This window comes from Bradyrhizobium sp. LTSPM299 (genome assembly GCF_000938235.1).
Classification (GTDB): domain Bacteria; phylum Pseudomonadota; class Alphaproteobacteria; order Rhizobiales; family Xanthobacteraceae; genus Bradyrhizobium.
In genome coordinates, this window is sequence record NZ_JYMU01000013.1 from 61,614 (window position 1) to 83,898 (window position 22,285).

18 protein-coding genes are annotated in these 22,285 nt (G+C 63.1%); 12 read left to right on the plus strand and 6 right to left on the minus strand.

All coding sequences use genetic code 11. The features are described from left to right. Positions 1–16 precede the first annotated feature (16 nt). Together uxuA and UP10_RS08385 are read left to right on the plus strand one after the other, a co-directional pair. The gene (uxuA, locus tag UP10_RS08380) at positions 17–1,234 is read left to right on the plus strand and encodes a mannonate dehydratase (RefSeq protein WP_044586891.1); all 1,218 of its coding nucleotides are present in this window, start codon (positions 17–19) and stop codon (positions 1,232–1,234) included. Then, complete coding sequence (locus UP10_RS08385) at positions 1,231–2,706, plus strand: mannitol dehydrogenase family protein (protein WP_044586892.1); 1,476 nt, start codon at positions 1,231–1,233, stop codon at positions 2,704–2,706. Before uxuA ends, UP10_RS08385 begins: the two co-directional genes overlap by 4 nt. Here the strand turns inward: UP10_RS08385 and UP10_RS08390 are convergent, their stop codons facing one another. Together UP10_RS08390 and UP10_RS08395 are read right to left on the minus strand one after the other, a co-directional pair. Further along, the gene (locus UP10_RS08390) at positions 2,707–3,690 is read right to left on the minus strand and encodes a phosphotransferase enzyme family protein (protein WP_044586893.1); all 984 of its coding nucleotides are present in this window, start codon (positions 3,688–3,690) and stop codon (positions 2,707–2,709) included. Next, positions 3,687–4,502, minus strand: coding sequence for an HAD-IIA family hydrolase (locus UP10_RS08395; protein ID WP_044586894.1), 816 nt, complete (start codon positions 4,500–4,502; stop codon positions 3,687–3,689). The genes UP10_RS08390 and UP10_RS08395 overlap by 4 nt, the downstream gene beginning before the upstream one ends. Before the next feature lie 359 nt (positions 4,503–4,861). On the opposite strand from UP10_RS08395, the gene UP10_RS08400 reads away from it, so the two are divergent. The 4 genes from UP10_RS08400 to UP10_RS08415 all read left to right on the plus strand — a co-directional run bounded on the left by UP10_RS08400 (position 4,862) and on the right by UP10_RS08415 (position 10,244). Continuing rightward, positions 4,862–6,424 carry an ABC transporter substrate-binding protein gene (locus UP10_RS08400; RefSeq protein ID WP_044540184.1) on the plus strand — a complete coding sequence of 521 codons (1,563 nt, stop codon included), beginning with the start codon at positions 4,862–4,864 and terminating at the stop codon, positions 6,422–6,424. Between the two features lie 97 nt (positions 6,425–6,521). After that, positions 6,522–7,502, plus strand: a complete 981-nt coding sequence (locus tag UP10_RS08405; RefSeq protein ID WP_044586895.1) for an ABC transporter permease — start codon at positions 6,522–6,524, stop codon at positions 7,500–7,502. Positions 7,503–7,504: 2 nt separating this feature from the next. After that, positions 7,505–8,422, plus strand: coding sequence for an ABC transporter permease (locus UP10_RS08410; protein ID WP_044586896.1), 918 nt, complete (start codon positions 7,505–7,507; stop codon positions 8,420–8,422). Between the two features lies 1 nt (position 8,423). Beyond that, positions 8,424–10,244 carry an ABC transporter ATP-binding protein gene (locus tag UP10_RS08415; RefSeq protein ID WP_044586897.1) on the plus strand — a complete coding sequence of 607 codons (1,821 nt, stop codon included), beginning with the start codon at positions 8,424–8,426 and terminating at the stop codon, positions 10,242–10,244. Between the two features lie 18 nt (positions 10,245–10,262). Here UP10_RS08415 and UP10_RS08420 read toward each other — a convergent pair whose 3' ends face one another. Next, positions 10,263–11,669, minus strand: coding sequence for an amidase (locus UP10_RS08420; protein ID WP_044586898.1), 1,407 nt, complete (start codon positions 11,667–11,669; stop codon positions 10,263–10,265). A 199-nt stretch (positions 11,670–11,868) separates the two neighbouring features. Between UP10_RS08420 and UP10_RS08425 the strand changes: the two genes are divergently transcribed. Further along, positions 11,869–12,825 carry a phosphotransferase family protein gene (locus UP10_RS08425; RefSeq protein ID WP_044586899.1) on the plus strand — a complete coding sequence of 319 codons (957 nt, stop codon included), beginning with the start codon at positions 11,869–11,871 and terminating at the stop codon, positions 12,823–12,825. Beyond that, positions 12,822–13,781 carry a choline kinase family protein gene (locus UP10_RS08430; protein ID WP_044586900.1) on the plus strand — a complete coding sequence of 320 codons (960 nt, stop codon included), beginning with the start codon at positions 12,822–12,824 and terminating at the stop codon, positions 13,779–13,781. Before UP10_RS08425 ends, UP10_RS08430 begins: the two co-directional genes overlap by 4 nt. Positions 13,782–13,805: 24 nt before the next feature. Here UP10_RS08430 and hisN read toward each other — a convergent pair whose 3' ends face one another. The 3 genes from hisN to UP10_RS08445 all read right to left on the minus strand — a co-directional run bounded on the left by hisN (position 13,806) and on the right by UP10_RS08445 (position 16,526). Beyond that, complete coding sequence (gene hisN / locus UP10_RS08435) at positions 13,806–14,579, minus strand: histidinol-phosphatase (RefSeq protein WP_044587191.1); 774 nt, start codon at positions 14,577–14,579, stop codon at positions 13,806–13,808. 77 nt (positions 14,580–14,656) lie between these two features. Further along, a complete protein-coding gene (locus UP10_RS08440; RefSeq protein WP_044586901.1) occupies positions 14,657–15,676 on the minus strand; it encodes a helix-turn-helix domain-containing protein in 1,020 nt (339 codons plus the stop codon). Between the two features lie 13 nt (positions 15,677–15,689). Continuing rightward, on the minus strand, positions 15,690–16,526 hold the full coding sequence (locus UP10_RS08445) for a DeoR/GlpR family DNA-binding transcription regulator (RefSeq protein WP_082077022.1): 837 nt from the start codon (positions 16,524–16,526) through the stop codon (positions 15,690–15,692). A gap of 370 nt (positions 16,527–16,896) precedes the next feature. Here UP10_RS08445 and UP10_RS08450 point away from each other — a divergent pair, with 370 nt between their 5' ends. Genes UP10_RS08450 through UP10_RS08465 form a run of 4 tightly spaced genes read left to right on the plus strand, consistent with a single transcriptional unit; the run spans position 16,897 to position 22,252 of the window. After that, on the plus strand, positions 16,897–18,240 hold the full coding sequence (locus tag UP10_RS08450; RefSeq protein ID WP_044587193.1) for an aspartate aminotransferase family protein: 1,344 nt from the start codon (positions 16,897–16,899) through the stop codon (positions 18,238–18,240). Positions 18,241–18,271: 31 nt separating this feature from the next. Then, complete coding sequence (locus UP10_RS08455; protein WP_044586902.1) at positions 18,272–19,639, plus strand: glutamine synthetase family protein; 1,368 nt, start codon at positions 18,272–18,274, stop codon at positions 19,637–19,639. A gap of 45 nt (positions 19,640–19,684) precedes the next feature. Beyond that, positions 19,685–21,070 (plus strand): aldehyde dehydrogenase family protein, encoded by a 1,386-nt coding sequence (locus UP10_RS08460; RefSeq protein ID WP_044586903.1) that lies wholly within the window; start codon positions 19,685–19,687, stop codon positions 21,068–21,070. 9 nt (positions 21,071–21,079) lie between these two features. Further along, the gene (locus tag UP10_RS08465) at positions 21,080–22,252 is read left to right on the plus strand and encodes an iron-containing alcohol dehydrogenase (protein ID WP_044586904.1); all 1,173 of its coding nucleotides are present in this window, start codon (positions 21,080–21,082) and stop codon (positions 22,250–22,252) included. The last annotated feature ends 33 nt before the right edge of the window (positions 22,253–22,285 follow it).

Genomic DNA, 22,285 nt, shown 5'->3' on the forward strand with positions numbered 1-22,285 from the left:
GGAAGGAGACTGCATCATGAAACAGACGTGGCGATGGTTCGGACCGCACGACCATGTCTCCGTCGACGACATGATGCAGGCAGGCGTCGAGGGGGTTGTCAGCGCCCTGCATCACGTGCCGACCGGCGAGGTCTGGACCTCAGGCGAGATCGCGGCCCGCCAGCAAGCGATCGGCCGCATGAAGGATGGACAAGCGTCCGGCCTGCGCTGGGACGTAGTCGAGAGTCTGCCGGTGTCGGAGGACATCAAGAAGCAACGCGGCAACTGGCGCGCGCACATCGACAACTACAAGACCAGCCTTGAAAACCTCGCGGCCGCCGGCATCGAGGTGATCTGCTACAATTTCATGCCGGTGCTCGACTGGACCCGGACGCAGCTCCATTGGCGCTTGCCCAACGGCGCCACCTGCATGCGCTACGATTTCGTGGACTTCGCGGCCTTCGACATCTTTATCCTGGCGCGGCCGGAAGCCGCGGCCGACTTTCCCGATGAGGTGGTCGAACAGGCGCGCCAACGCCATGCCGCGATGACCGCGCCGGACAAGGAGATGCTGGCGCGCAATGTCGTGTTCGGGCTGCCCGGCGCGGCTGATAATTTCACGCTGGCTGATGTGAAGGCGCATCTTGCCGACTATCGCGACGTTTCCGCCGAGCGGCTGCGCAAGCATCTCATCGACTTCCTCAGTGAAGTGGCCCCGATCGCCGAACGGTTGGGATTGCGGCTGTGTTGCCATCCGGACGATCCGCCGTTTGCGCTACTCGGCCTGCCGCGGATCATGTCGACCGAGGCCGACTACGCCGCGGTCATGGCAGCGGTGGATTCTCCCGCAAGCGGCATCACCTTGTGTACGGGGTCACTCGGCGCGCGGCCCGACAATGACCTGCCGGGCATGATGCAGCGCCTCGGCAAGCGCGTGCACTTCCTTCATCTGCGCAACGTCAAGCGCGAGTCGAACGATATTCGCTGCTCTTTCTACGAAGCCGAGCATCTCGGCGGCGACACCGATATGGTTGCGGTCATCGCCGCCATCCTGCGCGAGGAGCGGCGGCGCAAGACGGAAGGCCGCACCGATTGGTCGATTCCGTTCCGCCCCGATCATGGCCATGATATTCTCGATGACCTCAACCGCAGCGGGCAGCCGGGCTATCCCGCGATTGGCCGCCTGAAGGGGCTCGCCGAACTGCGCGGCATCTTCACCGCCCTTTCACATCCGTCGGTGAGCTTGCCGGCATGAACGCGCCAAAACGCCTGTCGTCGCTTGCCGACGTCACCGGCGCCGCACGTCGGCCGGCCTACGATCCGGCCCGGCACGGCCATGGCATCGTCCATCTCGGAATCGGGGCGTTTCATCGCGCGCACCAGGCCGCCTACACCGACGCCGCGCTCGCGGCCGGAGGCGGCGATTGGCGGATCGTGGGCGCAAGCTTGCGCAGCGTCGAGCTTGCCGACGCGCTCAATCCGCAGAACGGTCTCTACACCTTGATTGAGCGCTGTGCGTCCAAGGTGCACGCCAGGGTGATCGGCAGCATCGCGCACCTCATCGCGGCCAGCCGTGCCCCCGCCGATTTGATGACAAGCTTGGTCGACCGGCGCACGCGCATCGTCACGATGACCGTGACGGAAAAGGCTTACGGCGTCGACCGTGCGACGATGACCGTCGATCTCAGCCACCCGGCCGTTGCCGCCGACCTGCGATCGCTGAATAATCCGTCCGGCGTGCTCGGCCTGTTGACCGAGGCGTTGCGGCGCCGGCGCATTGAACACGTCGATCCCTTCACCGTGCTTTGCTGCGACAATTTGCCTGACAATGGCGGGTTCGTCCGCTGCGGGATGATCGATTTCGCCCGCCGGCGCGATGCGGCACTGGGCGATTGGATCGCCGAGAAGGTTTCCTTTCCATCATGCATGGTCGACCGCATCACGCCGGCCTCCACCGAGCAGACGCGCGAGGACGCTCTGCGCTTGACCAACTGCATCGATCAGGCGCCGGTCGAGACCGAGCCGTTCACGCAATGGGTCATCGATGATCGCTTCCCGAGTGGCCGTCCGGCCTGGGAAGCCGGCGGCGCATTGTTCGTCGACAATGTCGAGCCGTACGAGGCGATGAAGCTCCGGATGCTCAACGGCGCCCACTCGATGCTCGCCTATGCGGGCTTCCTGAGCGGCCGGCGCTACGTCCGCGACACAGTCGCACCAGAGGGCTTTCGTCCGCTAATTGAACGGCACTTCGCGGCTGCGGCGTCGACATTGCAGCGATTGCCCGCGATCGACCTCAATGCCTATGCGCGGCAGCTGCTGTCGCGGTTCGCCAATCCGGCGATCGCGCACGAGACCTACCAGATTGCGATGGACGGCACCGAGAAGCTGCCGCAGCGGATTCTTGCGTCGGCGCTCGAGGCGCGCGCGAAGGGCCTTGATGTCAGGCCGTTTGCTTTCGCGGTCGCGGCGTGGATGCGCTACTGCCTCGGGCGACTGGACGATGGCACGCGCTACGTGCTGCGTGATCCACGCGAGGACGAGATCGGCCGCCTGTTGTCTGATCTCGTTGCACCATCTGACGTCGTCGACGCCTTGCATGCGCTTCCGCACTTCTTCCCGGACCGGCTGCGGACCGATCCGGTCTGGCGAGACGCGGTCAATTCCTGTCTCCGCACGATGATGCGCGAGGGCATGCAGGCTGCGCTTGCCGCGGAGATGCGGACCTGATCAGGCCCCCCGGAGAAACCGCTCGCCCATCGCAACGGTGCCGTGGGTATAATCCGTTCCCAACCGGCGTGCCGTCTCGGTGTCCGAGTGTGATGAGATCCAGGCCGTCAGCAGCATTCGTCTCAGCATGACGAAGACCGGCAGCATCGCCTCGTCGTCCTTCGACACCGGCGCGACCGTTCGATATCCCTGGAGCCAGGCCTGCTGCAGGTCAGCCACAACTGACTCATGCTCCATGAAGCTCACAGCGGCGGCGAAATCGTAGAAGAACCAGGAAAAGCCGCAGTCGTCGAAGTCGATGATGCCGAGCCGTTCGCCGTCGACCAGCAGGTTGGCGAGGCGCAGGTCGGCATGAACCAGGCCGAAGCGCTCGCTCTGCTGACCATAGGTGCTGATACGGTCGGCGAGCGAATCAGCAACCCTCTGCAGCAATTGTCGCTCGGAATCGCCAAGCCCCAACGCGGCGCGCCAATCGCCCCAGAGCGGACGTGTGCCCAGCATGGCATCGAAATCCCAGGTCTTGCGCTGGAAGGCGGGTGGTCTTGTCCATGATCGGCTGTGCCGGTGAAGCTGCGCGGTCAGCATGCCAAGTTTGACAAACCAGCTCGGGAGCGAGCCTGACTGATCGGGCTCGTGTCCGCTCATATGCTCGAACGCGACGACCTGCCGCATCGATCCGTTTAGCCGCACGGAACAGAGCAGCAGGCCGTCACGGTCGGCCAGCGGCCGCGGCGTTGCGATGACGTCATCTGCGATCAACGCTGTGATCCACGACAGCTCTGAGGCAATCTCCGCCGGCGCGTGGTAACCGATCCGCTGCACGCGCAGCACCAGCCGCTGTCCCGAGAGAGGGTCCTCCGCGAGGAAGGTGGTGTTCTCGGAATGGCTAAGGAACGTGAGCGTGGCGCGCTCGGACAGGTTCCACCGCGGCAGCGCGGCGGCGAGTTCAGACCGCATGGTCTCGATGATGGCTGGTGTCATCATCTGAAAGCTCCGGTCTCCTCCGCGGGTGTGGCGACGAGATCGAGCAGGCTCGTGATGACCAGATCTGGCACCACACCCGTCACCGCATTGAATGGCACGTCGCTGGCGAGCAGGACCGCGCGCAGGCCGGCGGCCTGGCCCGCCACGATATCGGTCTTGATCTGGTCGCCGATCATCACCGTTTCCTGTTTCGATGTTCCGAGATGGCCGAGCGCTTGTTTGATCATGAATGGATCAGGCTTGCCAACCACGATCGGGACCGCGGTCGGTACCGCCGCGGACACCGCCGCCGTCAGGATGCCGACGCAGGGGTCGTAGCCATCAAGCACGGGCGTCAGCACATCGGGATTGGTGGCGACGACGGTTGCTCCCGCCAGCGCCGCGCGGATCGCCGTGCGCAATTTGGCGTAGGTCAGGCGAGAGTCAAAACCGAGAATCACGACGTCCGCGTCGGTCTCGGTCAAACGAAACCCTGAAAGCTCCAGCGCCTCGAGCAGAGGCTGCTCGCCGATTGCAAACACCGGCGTTCCCCTTGGCCAGCGCTGCTGAAGCAAGTAGGTCACCGCCGAAATGGTGTTGAAGACCTGCGCTGCCGTGGCCGGAATGCCCATGCCGCTCAGCTTGGCTGCAAACTGCGCCGCTGATTTGGTCGAATTGTTGGTGACGAACGCGTAAGGCACGCCCTGTTCTTGCCAGGCCTGAAACGCCTGAACCGAGGCCGGAATTGGGTGGTCGTCGCGGTAGGCCACGCCATCGAGGTCCGAGATGATGCCGCGAATTGGGAAGTCCGCACGAGAGTGACGCTGTTGCAACCTGGTCGTCCGTCCATGTCAGATGATGTCTTGAATCTCGTATCATCATAGGTCGCTGGCGCCGGATTGTTGTTCTGGCCGTCCATCATTCCTGTGCTGCATAGCGGAAGGGCGTGCTGCCCTGGAATTGAGCGGTGCGCTGCGGCGGTGTGGGATTCACAGCATGGAAGGCCGATCCCGGGAGCGTCAGCAACGGAATCGTGGAGCAGCAGGATTCAGGCGTTCGCGCCGTTTGGTCTACGCTTTGCAGGTCGCCAGGCAGGTTGTCGAGTGAGTTGCCGAGGGTCGATAGAAGCGGCCGAAAACGTCGCGACCATAACAACAATTTCAACGTTGCTGAAATCATCAAGGGACAGGACATGATCAACCGCAGAGACGTGATGTTGGGTGGGCTTGCCGGCGCCGCCGCGCTTGGCCTGGGACGGGTCAATCCCGATTTTCTGATGAACTCCGCCTTCGCGGCCGAAGGCAAGACGCTCCGCTTCCTCGGTGCGGAGGCGCTGACCGGCAACTGGGACCCGACCACGCACACCAATCTCGGTCAGCTGATCGCCGAAGGATTCGTCTTCGGTTACCTGACGCGGGCGCCGATGAAGCCGGAGAAGCCGGACGAACTGATATTCGAATTGGCTGAATCGATGAAGCCGATCGACACCACCACGATGGAAGTCAAGCTGCGCAAAGGCATTAAGTTCCACGACGGAACGCCGTTCACTGCCGCGGACGTCAAGGCTTCCTACGAATATGGCTGCCTGCCGGATCGTCCCGCGCAATGGTATCCGGGCCTCGTCACGATCGACGTGATCGACGACTACACTTGCCATATCAACACCAAGGCGCAAGGCTACCCGGCAACGCTGTATTATTATCTGTCGTCCTTTCTCCCGATCATGGCGGCCAAGGATGTTGCCAACAAGGCGCAATTGTCGGCGCGCATGAACGGCACCGGACCGTATAAATATGTCGAGCAGAAGGGCGATACGACGGTCCTGACCGCAAATCCGGACTACTTCCTCGGCGCGCCGAAGATTCCAGGCGTCGAATATCACTTCGTCGGCGACACCACGACACGAACGCTCTCGCTTCTGAACGGCGAGGCCGACATCATCGAGCGGCTGGAACAGGAGCAGGTCGAGACCATCTCGAAAGACCCGCGCTTCAGCATCCACAAGGCAGTGTCGGTCGAGAACAAATATCTGTTCTTCCGCTGCTCGAAGAAGCCGTTCGACGATCCGCGGATCCGCCTGGCGGCATGTTACTCGATCGACCGCAAGCAGGTCCTCGAAGTGCTCGGGATGTCCGGCACCTACTCGAAGGCACATATTTCCCCGGTGAAGTTCGGCTACGCCGAGGTCGCCGATTACCCGGAATTCGATCCGGACAAGGCGCAGAAGCTGCTCGCGGAAGCCGGCTTCCCCAAGGGGCAGGGTCTGCCCGAACTGACCTATTACACTTCAGTCGGCTTCTATCCCAAGACCAAGGAATATGCCGAGTTGATCACGGGTATGCTCCAGGAACAGGGATTCAAGGTCAATCTGCAGACGCTCGAAGTCGCGGCCTGGGGCAATTTGCTTTACGACAAGCCCGGCGGCGGCGAGGGTAACATGATCGATTGCGGCTGGTGCACCGGATCGCCCGAGCCCGATCTGGTGCTGCGCACCCACTTCCATTCCTCATCCAAGCGTATCACCGGCATCGTCGACAAGGAGATCGATGCGGTGCTCGACAAGGAGCGCGACGCCAAGAGCATCGAGGAGCGCAAGAAGATCTTGCAAACCGAGACGCTTCCCACCATCGCCAGGAAGGCTCCGGCGCTGGCGCTGTTCACGTCGGTCTTTATCCACGCCTACAGCAAGAAGCTGGACGGGCTGTACATCTATCCGAATGGCCAGCAAGATATGACAAAGGCCACGCTGGCCTGACCGCTACCGCTGGATGGCGTGACGAATGCTCCTGCAGGCCGGATCGCTCCGGCCTGCCCAATACCCCGTACGGTGAAACGCAAGGCAGCTGTTCTCGATGTTGATCCTGGAATTCCTGGTTAAACGGATCGCGCAGGGCCTCCTGATCGTTTTCATCACCTCGCTGATCATCTTCACGCTGCTGCGCGTGGTTCCCGGCGATCCGGTGCGCCTGATCGTCGGCGGCATGGCGCCACCCGATGTGGTCGAGAAGGTCGCGACCAAGATGGGGCTGCGCGATCCGATCATCGTACAGTACGGCCGCTACATGCGGGGCATGCTGCAAGGCGATCTCGGGCAGTCCTATCTGCGCCCGCGCAGCGGCATGATCGCAACCGGCGGCCAATATATCGATCCGACCAAGTCTGATATGTCGCCGGTGACCGACCTCATTCTCGAACGCCTGCCATTCACGCTTCAGCTCGGCGGCATGGCGTTGCTGTTTGCGCTGTTGATTTCATTCCCAATCGGAATCGCCGGCGGGCTGCATCAGCACGGCTGGCTGAACGCGTTGGCCTTCGGCGTGCAGTCATTGTTCGTGTCGATTCCCAATTTCTGGCTGGCGATCGTTCTGATCTTGTTCCTGTCCGTCAAGCTCAAGCTGCTGCCGGCGCTCGGCTACCAGGGGTTTTCCTACGTACTGCTGCCGGCCCTGGTGCTGTCGGTTGAGATCGCGCCCTTCATCATTCGTACGCTGACGACGTCGCTTGGCGAGGTGATGCAGGCGACCTTCATCGACGAGGCGCGGGTCCGCGGACTATCGCGGCGCCGCATCGTCTATGCGCATGCGTTACGCAACGCGGCGGTGCCGCTGGTCAATCTGCTCGGTATCCAGCTTTCGACGCTGATCGGCGGCGTGTTGGTGATCGAGTATATTTTCGATTACCCGGGCCTCGGGAACCTGACGGTCGTCTCGGTCGTCGGGCGCGATTTCCCGGTGATTCAGGGCATCGCGATCACCACCAGCGCCGTGTTCGTCTTCATCAACATCATCGTCGATCTGGTTGCCTACATGATCGATCCCCGGGTGGAGATCTGATCATGGCGGTCACCACCATCATCGCAGCCGAACCGGAGCCAAAACTGGCGCTGATACGGTCGGTCAACCGGCGGATTCTGCTTGGCGCATGGCGGACGCCGAGCTTTCGGATCGGTTTCTTTATTTTCTTTGCGCTGTTGCTGGCTTCCGCAATCTACCCGGAGCTGTCGTCGGTCAGCGCCACCAAGATGATCGTGAAGGATAAGTTCCTGCCGCCGCTGTATGTTGGCGACAAATGGGTCTGGGAGCATCCGCTGGGCACCGACCAGCTCGGCCGCGACATGCTGATGCGATGCCTGATCGGGCTGCGTTACTCGCTGCTGGTGGGCATCGTCACCGTGGTCCTGATTTTCATCCTCGGTTGCGGCCTCGGCCTGTTCGCGGGTTTCAAGGGCAAATGGTGGGACACCGTGATCATGCGGATCACCGACGCGCAGCTGTCGATCCCGATGATCATTCTGGCCATCACCATCCTCGGTGTGTCCCGGCCGACGGTGGCAACCATCATCATCGTCCTGGCGCTGTCGGGCTGGCCGCTCTATGCGCGGGTCGCTCGCAGTGCGGCGGTGGCCGAGCGCGGCAAGGAATATGTCCGCGGCTTGCGCGTTCTAGGGGCAGGGGACTGGCGCATTCTGCTGCTGTTCGCAGCTCCGAACATCCTGCCGCCGATCGCATTTGTCGCCGTGCTCGATGTCGCGCGCATGATGATTTTCGAAGCTATCCTCGGCTTCCTGGGATTGGGAATCCAGCCGCCAACGCCGAGCTTTGGCAGCATGATCGCCGATTCCCGCAAATATCTGCTCAACGCGTGGTGGATCGCCACCATGCCCGGGATATTTCTCGCGGTCGCGCTGACGTCGATCAATCTGATGGGATCGGCGCTCGAGAAGGCGCGCAACCGAATCTACGGGGGTCTTTGAGATGGATCTCTCGCTCATACTCGAGGTCAGCGATCTCACCGTCGGCCCGGTGACGCCGGGATCCGCTGCCATTCTCGATCGCGTCAGCTTTCGCCTCAACACGTCGGATATTTTCGGGATCTACGGTGAAAGCGGTGCCGGCAAGACCATCCTTTCCCGGGCGCTGGCGAACTGGTTGCCGGAAAGCCTCGCATATCGGGCAGGCCAGGTCGCCTTTGCCGGCCATGACATTCTCAAGCCCGGAATCCGCGAGGTCCGCACCGGCCGCGACATCGCCTATATCGGTTCGAAGCCGCAGAGTTCGCTCGATCCGACCGTGCCGGTCGGAAGCCAGATCGCCGAGAAGCTGCACAGCGTTCGACCGGAATGGAACAGACGCGAATGCCGTGAGCGGGTGATGCAGTTGCTGAGCGAAGTCCGCATTCCGTCGCCCAAGGAACGCTACTGGGACTACCCATCGAAATTTTCCGGCGGCATGATGCAGCGGGCGATGATCGTCGATGCGATCTGTGCCGAGCCGGCGGTCCTGATCGCCGACAACGTCACGCAACCGCTCGATGTCACCATCGCGGCGCAGATCGTGGAATTGCTGCACGATTTGTGCCTGCGCCACCGGATGGCGACCATCTACCTGTCGTCCTCGCTGCCGACGCTTGGCCAGTTCGGCGACCGGACAGCGATTCTGCACCAGGGGCGGTTCGTCGAGCAGCAGGCATTCGCCGAACTGCTGGCCGCTCCGGCCACGGACTATACGCGCAAGGCGATCGCCAGCGTTCCACGAATGTGGTCGACTGACGACGGGCCGCTTGCCAGGCGCCAGGCACAGGGCGAGGTGCCGCTGATGCAGGTGCAGAACGTTCACCGGACCTATCGGGCGCGCAAACGCGGCACCTTCAACTCCTACAGCAATATCCAGGCGGTGCGGGGCGTCACGCTGGACATCATGCCGCGCGAGAATTTCGGCATTGTCGGCGAATCCGGTTGCGGCAAATCGACACTGACCCGCCTGCTGGCCTGGCTGGAAGTGCCGGATCAGGGCAGCATCTTGCTCAACGGCACGTCGTTGGGAGGCCTGTCCGGGGGTGAACTGATCCGCAAGCGGAACGAATTCCAGCTCCTGCTGCAGGACCCCTACAACGCGTTGCCGCCCCGGACCACGGTTGGTCGCATGATCGAGGAAAGCCTGCTCATTCGTGGCAGGCTTCCGCGGGCGGATTTGCGCCGCCGCGTGATCGCGGCAATGGCGGAGGTCGGCCTTGCGGCGGAGCTCTACGATCAGTTGCCCAACGCGCTCTCCACCGGTGAGCGGCAGCGGATTTCGATCGCGCGGGCGCTGATCCTGGATCCCAAGCTCCTGATCCTCGACGAGACATTGTCGGCGCTGGACCAGCGCGAGCAAGGCAGGTTGATCGACCTGTTCGCCAAGCTGCAGGAAAAGAACGACCTGACCTACGTCTTCATCTCGCACGACCTGGCGATGGTGCGGAAAGTCTGCACGCGGATTGCGGTGATGTATCTCGGCGAGATGGTCGAGGTTGCCGACAATCGCGAATTGTTCTTCGACCCCCAGCATCCCTACACCAAGGCGTTGCTGTCGGCGGCTCCGACGCTCGAAGACAAACCGTTCGACCCATCCGATTTCCTGCTGGAAGGGGAGCCGCCCAGTCCGATCGATATTCCGGTGGGATGCAGCTTCGCCTCGCGCTGCCCGAAGGCGTTTGGCCGCTGCCGGGTCGAAACCCCGAAGCTGATCGAGCATTCTCCCGGGCGTCTCGTCGCCTGCCATCTGCTCGACAGTGGCGAAGCAAAGGCGGCGGCGTAGTCCCCGGAGTAATTATCGTCAGGCGCGCGGCTGGAACGGCCAGTCCATCGTCACCGGCCGCAAATCCTCCAGCGCTTTCGTCACCTGTAGCACGCCGAGGTCGTCGAACCGGTGGCCGATGACCTGAACCCCGATCGGCAGATGCCTGTTGTCGAAGGCCATGCAGACCGTTGAGGCGGGCTGGCAGGTCTGGTTGAACATCGCGGTGAACAGCGTGTGCTCGAGCGGTCGTTCTCGGGACACGCCCGGCTCTTCGGCCGGGAAGTTCACCACCGGCAGCGTCGGGGCGACGACATAGTCCCAGCCTTCAAACGCCGCGAGCAATTTGGCCTTCATCTTGCCGATCTGGCCGAGCGCCCGATAGAGGTCGGCGCCGGAATGCCGTGCGCCGCCGAGGCACCATTCGCGGACGTAAGGGTTGATATCGCCGGCGCCGTCGCTATGCGCCGGCAGTGCGCTGTATTCGAGATAGCCGCGCACCTGCAGGAACAGGTCGATCGGTGCGATGGCGTCATCGTCGAGCGGCGAGATGAACGGCGTGACAATAGCGCCGGCGCCAGCCAGCAGTTGCCCGGCCGCTTCCACCGCGTTGCGCACCACCGGTTCGGGCTTCGCGCCAAAACCCATGTCGGTGAGGATGCCGATCTTCAATCCCCTGACGTCGCGACTGAGTTTTTTGTGATACCGCACACCGTCCGCTGGAAGGCTCCAGGTGTCACGCTCGTCCTGCCGCGTCAGCACCGTCAGCAGGCGAGCGATGTCATCGACGCTGCGCCCCATGGGGCCGGCCATCCGCATGGTGTCGGACGGAAGGTGCGGCACGCGGCCGTGGGTGGGCTTCAGCGAGGCGAGGCCGCAGTGCGAGGCCGGCAGCCGAACCGAGCCCGCGATATCGGTTCCGACCGACACGAAGCCGGCACCGGCAGCGACCGAGGCTCCGGCGCCGGCCGATGAGCCACCGGTGTTCCAGGCCAGCCCCCATGGATTGCGGGTGATGCCGTGCAGCGAACTGATGCCTGATGCCATCAGGCCGCAATCCGGCATGGTCGTCTTGGCAAAGATCACCGCACCGGCTTCACGAAGCGCAATAGCCGGCGGCGAGTCGTAGGTCGACGGCGGCAATGAGCGGTTCGCCCCGATGCCGTGGAGATAGGGCCAGCCGACCATGGCGACGCTGTCCTTGACCGTCATCGGAACCCCGTCAAGCGGCCCAAGCGCCGCCTTGGCCTTCCATCGCGCTTCCGATTGTCGCGCGCTTGCGATGGCCTGTTCGGGACGGAAGCTGAAGAGGGCGTTGATCGCGCCGTTGACGGCCTCGGCGTGCGTGATGATGAGGTTGGTCACCTCAACCGGCGAGAGCTCTCGCGACGCATAAGCCTCAGCCAATTCGGCGAGGCTCATTCCGATCAGTTCTTGCGCAGGCATGCGTCCTCCGAAAAATCCGGACAACGCTCCGGACCTGTACGTCGGATAGCGAATATCGCCCGTGCAGGGGTAGGCCGTCGCTTCCAACGGCATGATTTGGTGGAGCGCGAGGCATCCCTTTTGCATCCTTCTCGATCAAACTGCAGTGGACGCCGGCCCGGCCTGGCCGGCCCCGATTTATGAGAGACCAGACGCAGCTATGACCGAAACGGCAGTGGAAGCGACCGTACTCCGGGACCGCGTTGCGTCCCTTCCCGGCTGGGGTGACGGCGACATCGGGATCGAACCCGCAATCCCCATTCTGGCGTCACCGAGCTGGCGGGGCGTCGACGGCTTCCCCTGGCGCGCCACCCGGAAGTCGACTGGCGAGAGCGTTTTCATCAAGGTGATGGATCGCGACGCGGCGCTCTACGTCGATATTCCCTGTGCCTTCGAGGCGGCACAGCGGGCCTCCGATCTCAGTATCGGGCCCAAGGTGATGTCGGCTGATCATCAGGCCGGCATCCTCATCATGGAAGACCTGAATCAGGGCTGGCGGGTCGGAACCCTCGAGCGGATGCTGGAGCCTGCGATTGTCGATGCGGTGCTCGCCGCACGCCGGCTGTTCCAGGCCGGCAAGCCTCTGCCCAAACAGAAAGGCGTCTTCGACGAGATCGAGCATTTTTATGCAGCCGCGACGTCGGCCAAGGCCCAGCTTCCGACCGACGTCGACTGGCTGGTCGAGGAGTTGCGCTTTGCCGCAGCATCGCTTCAGCGCCTCCACGTCACGCCCGTACCGATCCATGGCGACGGCAATGTCTCGAACATCCTGATCAGCGATGCGGGCGAGGTGCGCCTGATCGATTGGGATCGCGCCACCACGGCGGATCCGCTGGAGGATTTCGGCAGCTTCCTAGTTGAAGCCTTCGCCCAGGAGCCCGAGGCGCGCGACGCCTATATCCGCTACGCCGGGACATTCGACGAGGCGGCGTTCAATCGTGCCCGCATCTTTGGCGTCGCCGATGATCTGAGATGGGGGTTGATCGGAGCGCTTCTGGCCGCCAGGTCGGCGCGCAATACGCTCGAGTTCTACAAATTTGCCAGTTGGCGCTTCCTGCGCTGCCGCATGGCGGTGCGCGAACCGCGCTTTGGCGAGGTGCTCCGGAGGATTGCATGACGGTTCGTAGAAAGCTCGGAGCGGCGACAAATGTCCACGAGCGCAATGTCGAAAGCGCGATCGGACGGGTGCCGCAATGGCGCGGCTGCGAGGCGAGCTATACGCCGCTGGTCGGCGGGCTGATGAACCAGAACTGGCTGGTCGAGGTCTCCGGCGATCCGCGCCGCTACTTCATCAAGGTGCCCGGCGAGGGTTCCGAAATGTTCATCGACCGGGTTGCCGCGAACGAAGCGGCGCGCAATGCCCACGCCATGGGGATCGCACCCGAGGTGATCTTCTTCGATGCACAGGACGGCCTTGAAGTCAGCGAATTCCTCGAAGGCTATCGCGCCTGCACCAACGGGGATTTCGGCGACGCCGCGATCCAGTCCGACGTTCTCGACCTCTACCGACGCCTGCACGCCGGGCCGAAGCTGGGCTTGACCAAGACGATCTTCGACATGATCGAGGAGCATGTCGAGCAGGGCCGGGAGCTGGGTTCGCATTTTCCGCACGACATGTCCTGGATCATGCATCGCTATGGTCAGGCCAAGGCCGCATTCACCGCATCCGGCCTCGATCTCGTACCCTGCTTCAACGACCCGATGCCCGGGAATTTTCTCATTGCCGCCGAGCCCGCCGCCGGTCCCAAGCCGATGCGGCTGATCGACTATGAGTTCGCCTCCAACAATGAACGCAGCTATGAACTCGGCGTGCTCTTCGCCGAGATGTTCTACGACGAACAACTGACCGAAAGCCTGATCGAGCAATATCTGGGAGCGGTGCGTCCCGACATGGTCGCGCGGGTCATCGTCAACCGGGCGCTTGCCGACGTCAAATGGGCAAGCTGGGCAGTCGTCAATCGCAAGCTCAAGGACTGGGATTTCGACTACCAGAAATACGGCGTGTGGAAATACATGCGGGCGCGCGACGTGATGTACGATCCCCGCTGGGAGAGCTGGTTGCGGATGGTGTGAGCCGTCCGCTCACTTCTTCGATTGCTATTGCTTGAGGATCGCAAGCGCCTGCAGCAGCAGCGTCTCATTGGCAGCCGCGATCACCCGTCCGTCGGAATGACGGGTGAGCGGTTGGCCTTCCCAATCGCATATCATGCCCCCGGCACCCTCGATGACCGGCACCAGCGCCATGAAATCGAACGATTTCAGCGAGCACTCGACCACGAGATCGCAATGCCCCGAGGCCAAAAGGCCGTATTGATAGCAGTCGCCGCCAAATCGTCTGAACATCGCCTTGCGGCTGAGCGCGTCGTAGCGCGCCCAGTCCTCCGGCGAGAAGAAATCCGGCGATGAGGTGTAGATCTGGGCATCTTCCAGATTGACCGCGCGGCTGACGCGCGCCGGCAAGTCATTGAACGTCGTGCCGTCACGCGTGCCATACCATCGTTCCGCCAGCGCTGGCATGTCGATCATTCCGGCGATGACGGCTCCATTCCTTTCGTCCGCAAGCGCGATCAATGTGCCGAACAGCGGCATTCCGGAAATGAAGCTCTTGGTCCCGTCGATCGGGTCGATGTACCAGGTGTAGCGATCGCCGGGCGTCGATCCGGTTTCCTCGCCGAGGATGCCATGCTCGGGAAATCGTGCTGAAATCAATCGCCGCAATTCCTGTTCGATGGCGCGGTCCGCGATGGTGACCGGCGACAGATCCTGTTTGCGTTCGAAGTCGATGTCGGATCTGAAATGCGCCAGCGCAATCCGGTCGGCTGCATCGGCAAGGCCGTGGAAAAACGAGCACAGCTCGCTTTCGGGCACCATGTCTTGAATATCGTCCAAGGGTAGCTCCGAGGAGGAAGCGCGGCAATCGCTGATGGCGCGGCGCAGGGGAATGGGGTCTATACGGTTTCGTGCAGCGTCCGCCGCTCCCAATAGGGGGAGGCAAGCCTGCCGCGCGAGGTCGACGGCAGGCGCGGTGCAAGCAGGCCTTTCGGCGGCGCGGGCCGCGGATCCGCCTTTGGAGCAGGGGAGGCGTTGTGGGTCTGACGGACGTCCCGCGGCGCAACGTTGAAATGGCGGCTGAAGCAACGCGAGAAGTGCGAGACGTTCTTGAAGCCGACCTCGTAGGCGACCTCCGACACCGTGCGGTGACCCTTCGGGTCGGCAACGAGGATCTCGTAGGCGCGCTGCAGGCGCTTGGTCTGGACGAACTGACTGACCGTGGTCTCGTTGTCGTTGAACAGGCTGTAGAGATAGCTCAGCGAAATCCGGCTGCTGGCCGCGATTTTTCTCGGCGAGAGCGATTGGTCGCTCAGATGGCTATCGATGAAGTCGACGATGCGGCGGCGCAGATGGTAGCGCGCATTGCGAACATCGGTTGCAGCGCCCCGGTCTTCCGAGCCGATCGTCAGCGCGACGAAGCTGATGATTTCAGTCGCGAGTGCCTGGGGATTGGGCGGCAGACAATTGATGAACAGCTCCGCGACGCTCCGGATCATGCCGACCAGCAGGCGCGTCATCTGCTCGTTCGGTTTGAAGCGCCGGCTGACATGGTCCTCGATCGAGACCAGCCGTCCGCGCAGTTCCGCCGCGGGAATCCGCATCGTCAGCAGGTGCGAGTTCTTGTCCGACGTGAGTTTGTAGTAGGCGAGCTCGCTGAGCAGGACGTACTCGCCGGGCCGTGCGAAGCCGGTGCGCCCGTCCTGGCTGAACGCCACGCTTCCGGCCAGCGGCAGGACCAGCACATAGGACGCATCGTGCACGTTGCTGACGCGCTCCCAGTTGCGGGCAAACGGCCGATCCGGCCGGATGAATTCGAGATCGAGGCGACCGATCCGGGTCTGCTGCGACGCCAGGTGCTCGGGTTCGTCGTCGAGGCCGATGCGCTCATCGCAGGGAAGAGATGTCAGGCGTGCCATGGCTTGGTCTTTCTCAGCGTTGGGCAACGATGGTTTCTGTCCCGGCTTCACGGAGGGCGGTTGCGAGCGATCCCTCCGGTGGGCGATCGGTCACGAGGCGGTCGATATCGGTCCAGTGCGCGAACACCGTCAGCGCACGCTGGTCGAACTTGCTGTGGTCGGCGACGATGATGGCTTCCGCGGCCCGCTTCACCATCGCGCCATAAATCGCTCCAGCCTCGTCATCGGCATCGTTGATGCCGCGGGCGCTGATCCCCGTCGCGCCGACGATGGCGCGGTTGGCCTCGTAACTATTGATGCTGGCAATCGTCTGGGTGCCGAACACATAGCCTTCCGCGGCATGATAGCGGCCGGGACAGCACAGCACGCGGATCGATGAATTCACGGCCAGCGCGGCAGCGATCGCGAAGTCATGCGTGATTACGGTGATATCGTGGGCGCTGGCTGCCAACCGTCGCGCGACATGGAATGTCGTTGCGCCGGCGGCCAGCATCAGAACCTCGTTGGGCAGGATGAGATCGGCGATCGCGGAGGCGATGGCCTCGCGTTCGGCGATCATGATCGCCTTGCGATCTGTCAGCGTGGGCTCCAGCGCGAACGGGCGGGATGCTCCGCCATAGGTGCGGTTGATGAGCTTCTGTTCCTGAAGCTCCATCAGGTCGCGCCGGATGGTTTCGCCGGAGACGCCAAGTGCCGCCGCGAGTTCCGAGGCGCGCAAGGTCGGGGCTGCCGCCAATTGTGAGATGATGTGTTGGTGACGGGAAAGCTTCGACAGGCGATCGCCTTCCCCTTTTCGCGGCCGCCTGTCGGTCGCGGAGACGTCGGTCGCTTGTAACCGCTCGCTCGTCATTGAGATGTCCCTGCGGCCGCGTCGGTCGCCACAGGATCGGGCATCGCGCGGCCGTCTGTCAGGCAATCCTTTCTCAAGGCATGTTGGATGTCCACACTAATAATGTGGCAAATCCCCCAAAATATAGACGGAGCGGTGCCCGCGCACTGTGCAGGCGAAATCAGATTGTTACATAATATGCTGATTCAATGGGATATTATCTCGTTCGCATGAAACGTATGACTGAGGTTCCGATGTGTCGTGACCACCGGCCGCTTTGTTATTGTGGAACAAGCCACATTGTTCCAAACTGTTGATTGGAGGCAGCTGCGGCATGATAGCTGCTGGTGGCTGCCAGTATCCGCCGGCGCCGGTCAAGGAGGGGCGCGCGATGCGAGAGGACAAGGGAATCTTGGCGCTCAACGCCTTCGACCCGAGCAGGGTGTCCACGATGGACGCCGGCTTGCGGGACGCCGTCCAGCGCCGCCTGCGCTCGTTCGGCTCGGCGTCGGTGCTGTTTTATCAGGAACCGATCCGGATGGAGCGTGCGGACGGCGTCTGGATGTTCGACACCGAAGGCCGGCGTTACCTTGATCTCTACAACAATGTCCCCTCGGTCGGACATTCGCACCCGCGCGTCGTTGAAGCGATCAGGCGGCAGGTCGGTCTGTTGAATACCCACACCCGCTATCTCAGCGACGTCGTCGATACCTATGCCGAGCGTCTGCTCGCGACCTTCCCGCCGGATATCGATCAGCTGGTCCTGACCTGTACCGGCAGCGAAGCCAACGATCTTGCGCTGCGGGTCGCGAAGCTGGCGACCGGCCGCACCGGCTTCATCGTTACGGAGACGGCCTATCACGGCAACACCGCCGCGGTGACCGACGTGTCGCCATCATCGCGCCCCGGGCAGCCCTTGCCGCCCCACGTCCGTACTGTTCCGGCGCCGGACGCGCTTCGCGCCGCTGGCGGCGATCTCGGCAAGAGCTTCGCCACGAATGTTGGGCGGGCCATCGCAGAACTCGAGCAAAGCGGCGTCGGTTTTGCGGGGCTGCTGGTCGATACGATCTTTTCCAGCGACGGCGTCTATGCCGATCCGCCCGGCTTTCTTGCGCCTGCGGTCCAACTCGTGCATGAAAAACGTGGCTTGTTCATTGCCGACGAGGTCCAGCCCGGGTTCGGGCGAACCGGGGCTGCGTTGTGGGGATTTGCCAGGCACGGCGTCGTGCCCGACATCGTCACGATGGGAAAGCCGATGGGTAACGGCTTCCCGATGGGCGGTGTCGCGACGCGCACGACGCTGCTCGACCGGTTCGCCGCAGAGACCAAGTATTTCAACACGTTCGGCGGCAATCCGGTGGCCGCGGCGGCTGGGCTCGCGGTGCTCGACGTGATCGCCGATGAGGGGCTGATCAACAATGCGCAAGAGATCGGCGGCCACCTGATGAATGGGCTTCGCGAGATCGGCAATCGCCACATCCAGATCGGCGACGTCCGCGGCAGCGGATTGTTCATCGGGCTCGAACTTGTCCGCGACCGCGACACCAAGGCGCCGGCACCTGACATCGCAAACGAGGTCATCAACCGGTTGCGTTATCGCGGCATTCTGATTGGCGCGGCCGGTCCGTTCGGCAATACGCTGAAGATCCGTCCCCCGCTTTGCTTCACCAAGGACAATGCGGACATGTTCGTCGCCGCCTGCGACGAGGTTCTGCGTGAGGTTTGTCCGGCCTGATCATCGTCCAGCCCAAAGAGACCCCGAGCCCATGGATTCCAGAAGCGTAAAAACCGCCGCAGATGCCCGCTCGCTGGTCGAGGCGCGCGGCCTGTCCCACGTCAAGGTTGGGGTGGTGGATCTCGACGGCGTCATTCGCGGCAAATACCTGGCGCGCGACAAATTCTTCAACGCGCTGGAGCATGGTTTCAACTTCTGCGACGTCATCTTTGGCTGGGACTCCGCCGACCAGCTCTACGACAAGTCCACGTTCACCGGTTGGCACACCGCGTTTCCCGATGCGACCGCGCGGATCGATCCGGCCACTTGCCGCGATGTGCCTGATGAAGACAACATGCTGTTCTTCCTCGGCGAGTTCGAGGGCACCGCAGCCGAGCTGTGTCCGCGCCGGCTGCTTGGCCGCGTCATCGACCGTGCCGCTGCGATGGGGCTTTCGGCCACCGTCGCGGCGGAGTTCGAATTCTTCGTGTTCGACGAGACGCCGCACAGTGTCAGGGAAAAAGGCTATCGCGACCTGAAGAACCTGACGCCGGGCTGGTTCGGCTATTCGATGCTGCGCGCCTCGGTCGAGTCGGAGTTTTATCAGTCGCTGCTCAAGCTCTGCGACGACATGGATATGCCGATCGAGGGGCTTCATACCGAGACCGGACCGGGCGTTCTGGAAGCGGCGATCCATTATACGGATGCGCTCGCCGCAGCCGACCGCGCCGTGCTGTTCAAGACGTTCGCCAAGGTCTGGGCGCAGCGCCGGGGCAAGATGATGACCTTCATGGCCAAATGGTCGAATGCCTATCCTGGACAGTCCGGCCATCTGCACTTTTCGCTGCGCGATGCCGAAGGCAGACCGGTGTTTCACCAGGACGGCCGACCGGGCAACATGTCGGACACGATGCGCTGGTTCGTCGGCGGCCAGCAGGCCCTGATGCCGGAATTACTGGCGATGGTGGCCTCCACCGTGAACAGCTATTCGCGCCTGATCCCGGGGTTCTGGGCACCGACCGATGCCACCTGGGGAATCGAAAACCGCACCTGCGCGCTGCGTGTCATTCCCGGCTCGCCATCGAGCCAGCGCGTCGAGTACCGGATCGCGGCCGCCGACATCAATCCGTATGTCGCAATTGCCGCTGCGCTTGGTTCCGGCCTCTGGGGAATCGAAAACAAGATCGAACCCAGTGATCCCATCACGGGGAATGCCTATGACGTGACGCATCCCCCCGCGCGTGCTTTGCCGCGCACATTGACGGAGGCCGCCGACCGGCTGATCGGATCGTCGGCCGCCCGCAATCTGTTCGGTGATGTCTTCGTCGATCACTATGCGATGACCCGGCACTGGGAAGAGCGCGAATTCCGCAAGGCGATCACCGACTGGGAACTCGCACGCTATTTCGAAATCATCTGAAGCAGGCCTTGGCAGGTCTTTGGCCTCAAACCGAGTGGACTCAACGTGAACGATATTGTCTGCATCTCGCCGGTCGACGGCAGCGAGCTCGCCCGGCGGCGCGTCGCGACCGACCGTGATATCGCCGAAGCTCTGGCTGGCGCCAGGCAGGCTCAGCGGGAATGGTCGCGGGTGCCGCTGGCCGAACGAAAGGCCAAGGTGCTCGCGTTCCTCGAGGCGTTGCGGGCGCAGAACGATGCGATCGTGCCCGAGCTCGCGTTGCAAATGGGCCGGCCGGTGCGTTACGGCGGCGAGTTCCGGAGTCTGGAGGAGCGCGTCCGGACGCTCGTTGAACTGAGCGACGCGGCGCTAGCGCCGACGCTGCCCGCTGAACGGCCCGGCTTCCGGCGCATGATCAAGCGCGTGCCGGCTGGCGTCGTGCTGGTGATCGCGCCCTGGAATTATCCTTATCTGACGGCGGTCAACTCCGTCGTTCCCGCGCTGCTGGCCGGCAATGCCGTGATCCTGAAGCATGCCGCCCAGACCGTGCTGGTTGGCGAGCGCTTTCAATCCGCCATCGACCAGGCCGGGTTGCCGAAGCACCTGTTCACCACGCTGAACCTCGATCATGCTGCCGCCGAGAAGCTGATCGCGTCCCGTTCCATTGACCATGTGAACTTCACCGGCTCGGTCGCCGGCGGCCGCGCGATCGAACGCGCCGCGGCCGGTACCTTCACGACGATTGGCCTTGAGCTCGGCGGCAAGGACCCGGCCTATGTCAGGCCGGACGCCGATTTCAATTTCGCGGTCGAGCAGCTCGTCGACGGCGCGTTCTTCAATTCGGGCCAATGCTGCTGCGGCGTCGAACGCGTCTATGTACACGAGCAGATCTACGATCGCTTCGTGGACGCGTTCGCCGACCTGACCTCGCGCTATCAGCTCGGAAACCCGCTGGAGCAGGAGACGACGCTGGGCCCGATGGCGGCGGTTCGTTTTGCCGACACGGTGCGTGCCCACACCAGCGAGGCGCTCGCGAACGGCGCGCGCGCCCTGATCGACCCGAAGAGTTTTTCGGCCGACAGGGCCGGCACCGCCTATCTGATGCCGCAGGTGCTGGTCGATGTCGATCACACCATGCGGGTGATGATGGAGGAGAGTTTTGGCCCGGTCGTCGGCATCATGAAGGTCGCGTCGGATGAAGCTGCGGTCGAGTTGATGAACGACAGTCCCTACGGCTTGACCGCCTCGGTCTGGACCGCGGATGCCGATGCCGCCGAGCGGATCGGCGACGGCATCGCCACCGGTACGGTCTTCATGAACCGCTGCGACTATGTCGATCCGTCGCTCGCCTGGACCGGCGTCAAGGACACCGGCCGCGGCGCCAGCATGTCGCGGCTTGGCTTCGAGGCGCTGACCCGCCCCAAATCGTTTCACCTCCGCATCGAACACTGAGAGCACGACATGGCAGCTCAAATCACCGGGGCCTGGAATTTTCCGACCCGAATCGTCACGGGTCCCGGGCGCATCGCCGACCTTCCCGACGCGTGCCGGGCCAACGGCATCACGAGACCGTTGCTGGTGACCGACCGCGGCCTTGCGGAGAACGATCTGATCGCCGGCATTGTCCGACGCGTTCGCGATGCCGGAATTCCGATCAGCGTGTTCTCGGACGTGAAGGGCAATCCGACCGAATCGAACCTGAACGCCGGCGTTGCTGCCTTCAAGGCCGGCGGTCATGACGGTGTCGTCGCCGTGGGCGGCGGATCGGCGCTGGACGTCGGCAAGTGCGTGGCCTTCATGGCAGCGCAGTCCCGCCCGGTGTGGGATTTCGAGGACGTCGGCGATTGGTGGACCCGCGCCAATACCGATGGCGTAGCCCCGATCATCGCAGTGCCGACGACAGCTGGGACCGGCTCCGAGGTTGGCCGCGCCGGTGTGATCACCCGCGAGGATACCCATGAGAAGAAGATCATCTTCCACCCCCTGTTGATGCCCAGGATTGCCATCGAGGATCCTGAGCTCGCCGTCGGGCTTCCGCCGTTCCTGACGATGGCGACCGGAATGGATGCGCTCGCGCACTGCTTCGAGGCGTATTGCGTGCCGGCGTTTCATCCGCTCGCTGACGGTATTGCGCTCGAGGGACTAAGGATTATCGACACCTATCTGCCGCGCGCGGTCGAGAATGGCCGGGACCTCGAAGCCCGCGCCTACATGTTTGCGGCGGCGTCGATGGGGGCCACGGCGTTCCAGAAGGGGCTGGGGGCGATCCACTCGATCTCCCATCCGGTCGGGGCGCGCTACGACACCCATCACGGCCTCACCAACGGCGTGGTATTTCCGTATATCCTCGTCTGCAACAGGACGGCGATCGCCGACAAGATTCCGCACATTGCCCGCGCGCTCGATCTGCCCGGCCGCGATTTCGATGCGGTCCTCAACTGGATCCTTGCGTTCCGGAAAAAACTCGGCGTGCCGCATACGCTGGCGGAGCTTGGCGTCAAGGAAGAAAATGCCAAGGCGATCGCGGCCGACGCGGTGAAGGATCCGACCGCAGGCTCTAATCCGCGGCAATTGACCGAGGCAGAGTTCGAGCAGCTGGCGCTTGCGGCGATCCGCGGCGACCTCGGAGGCTAGAGCATGATCCGGAAAAGTGTGAAGCGGTTTTCC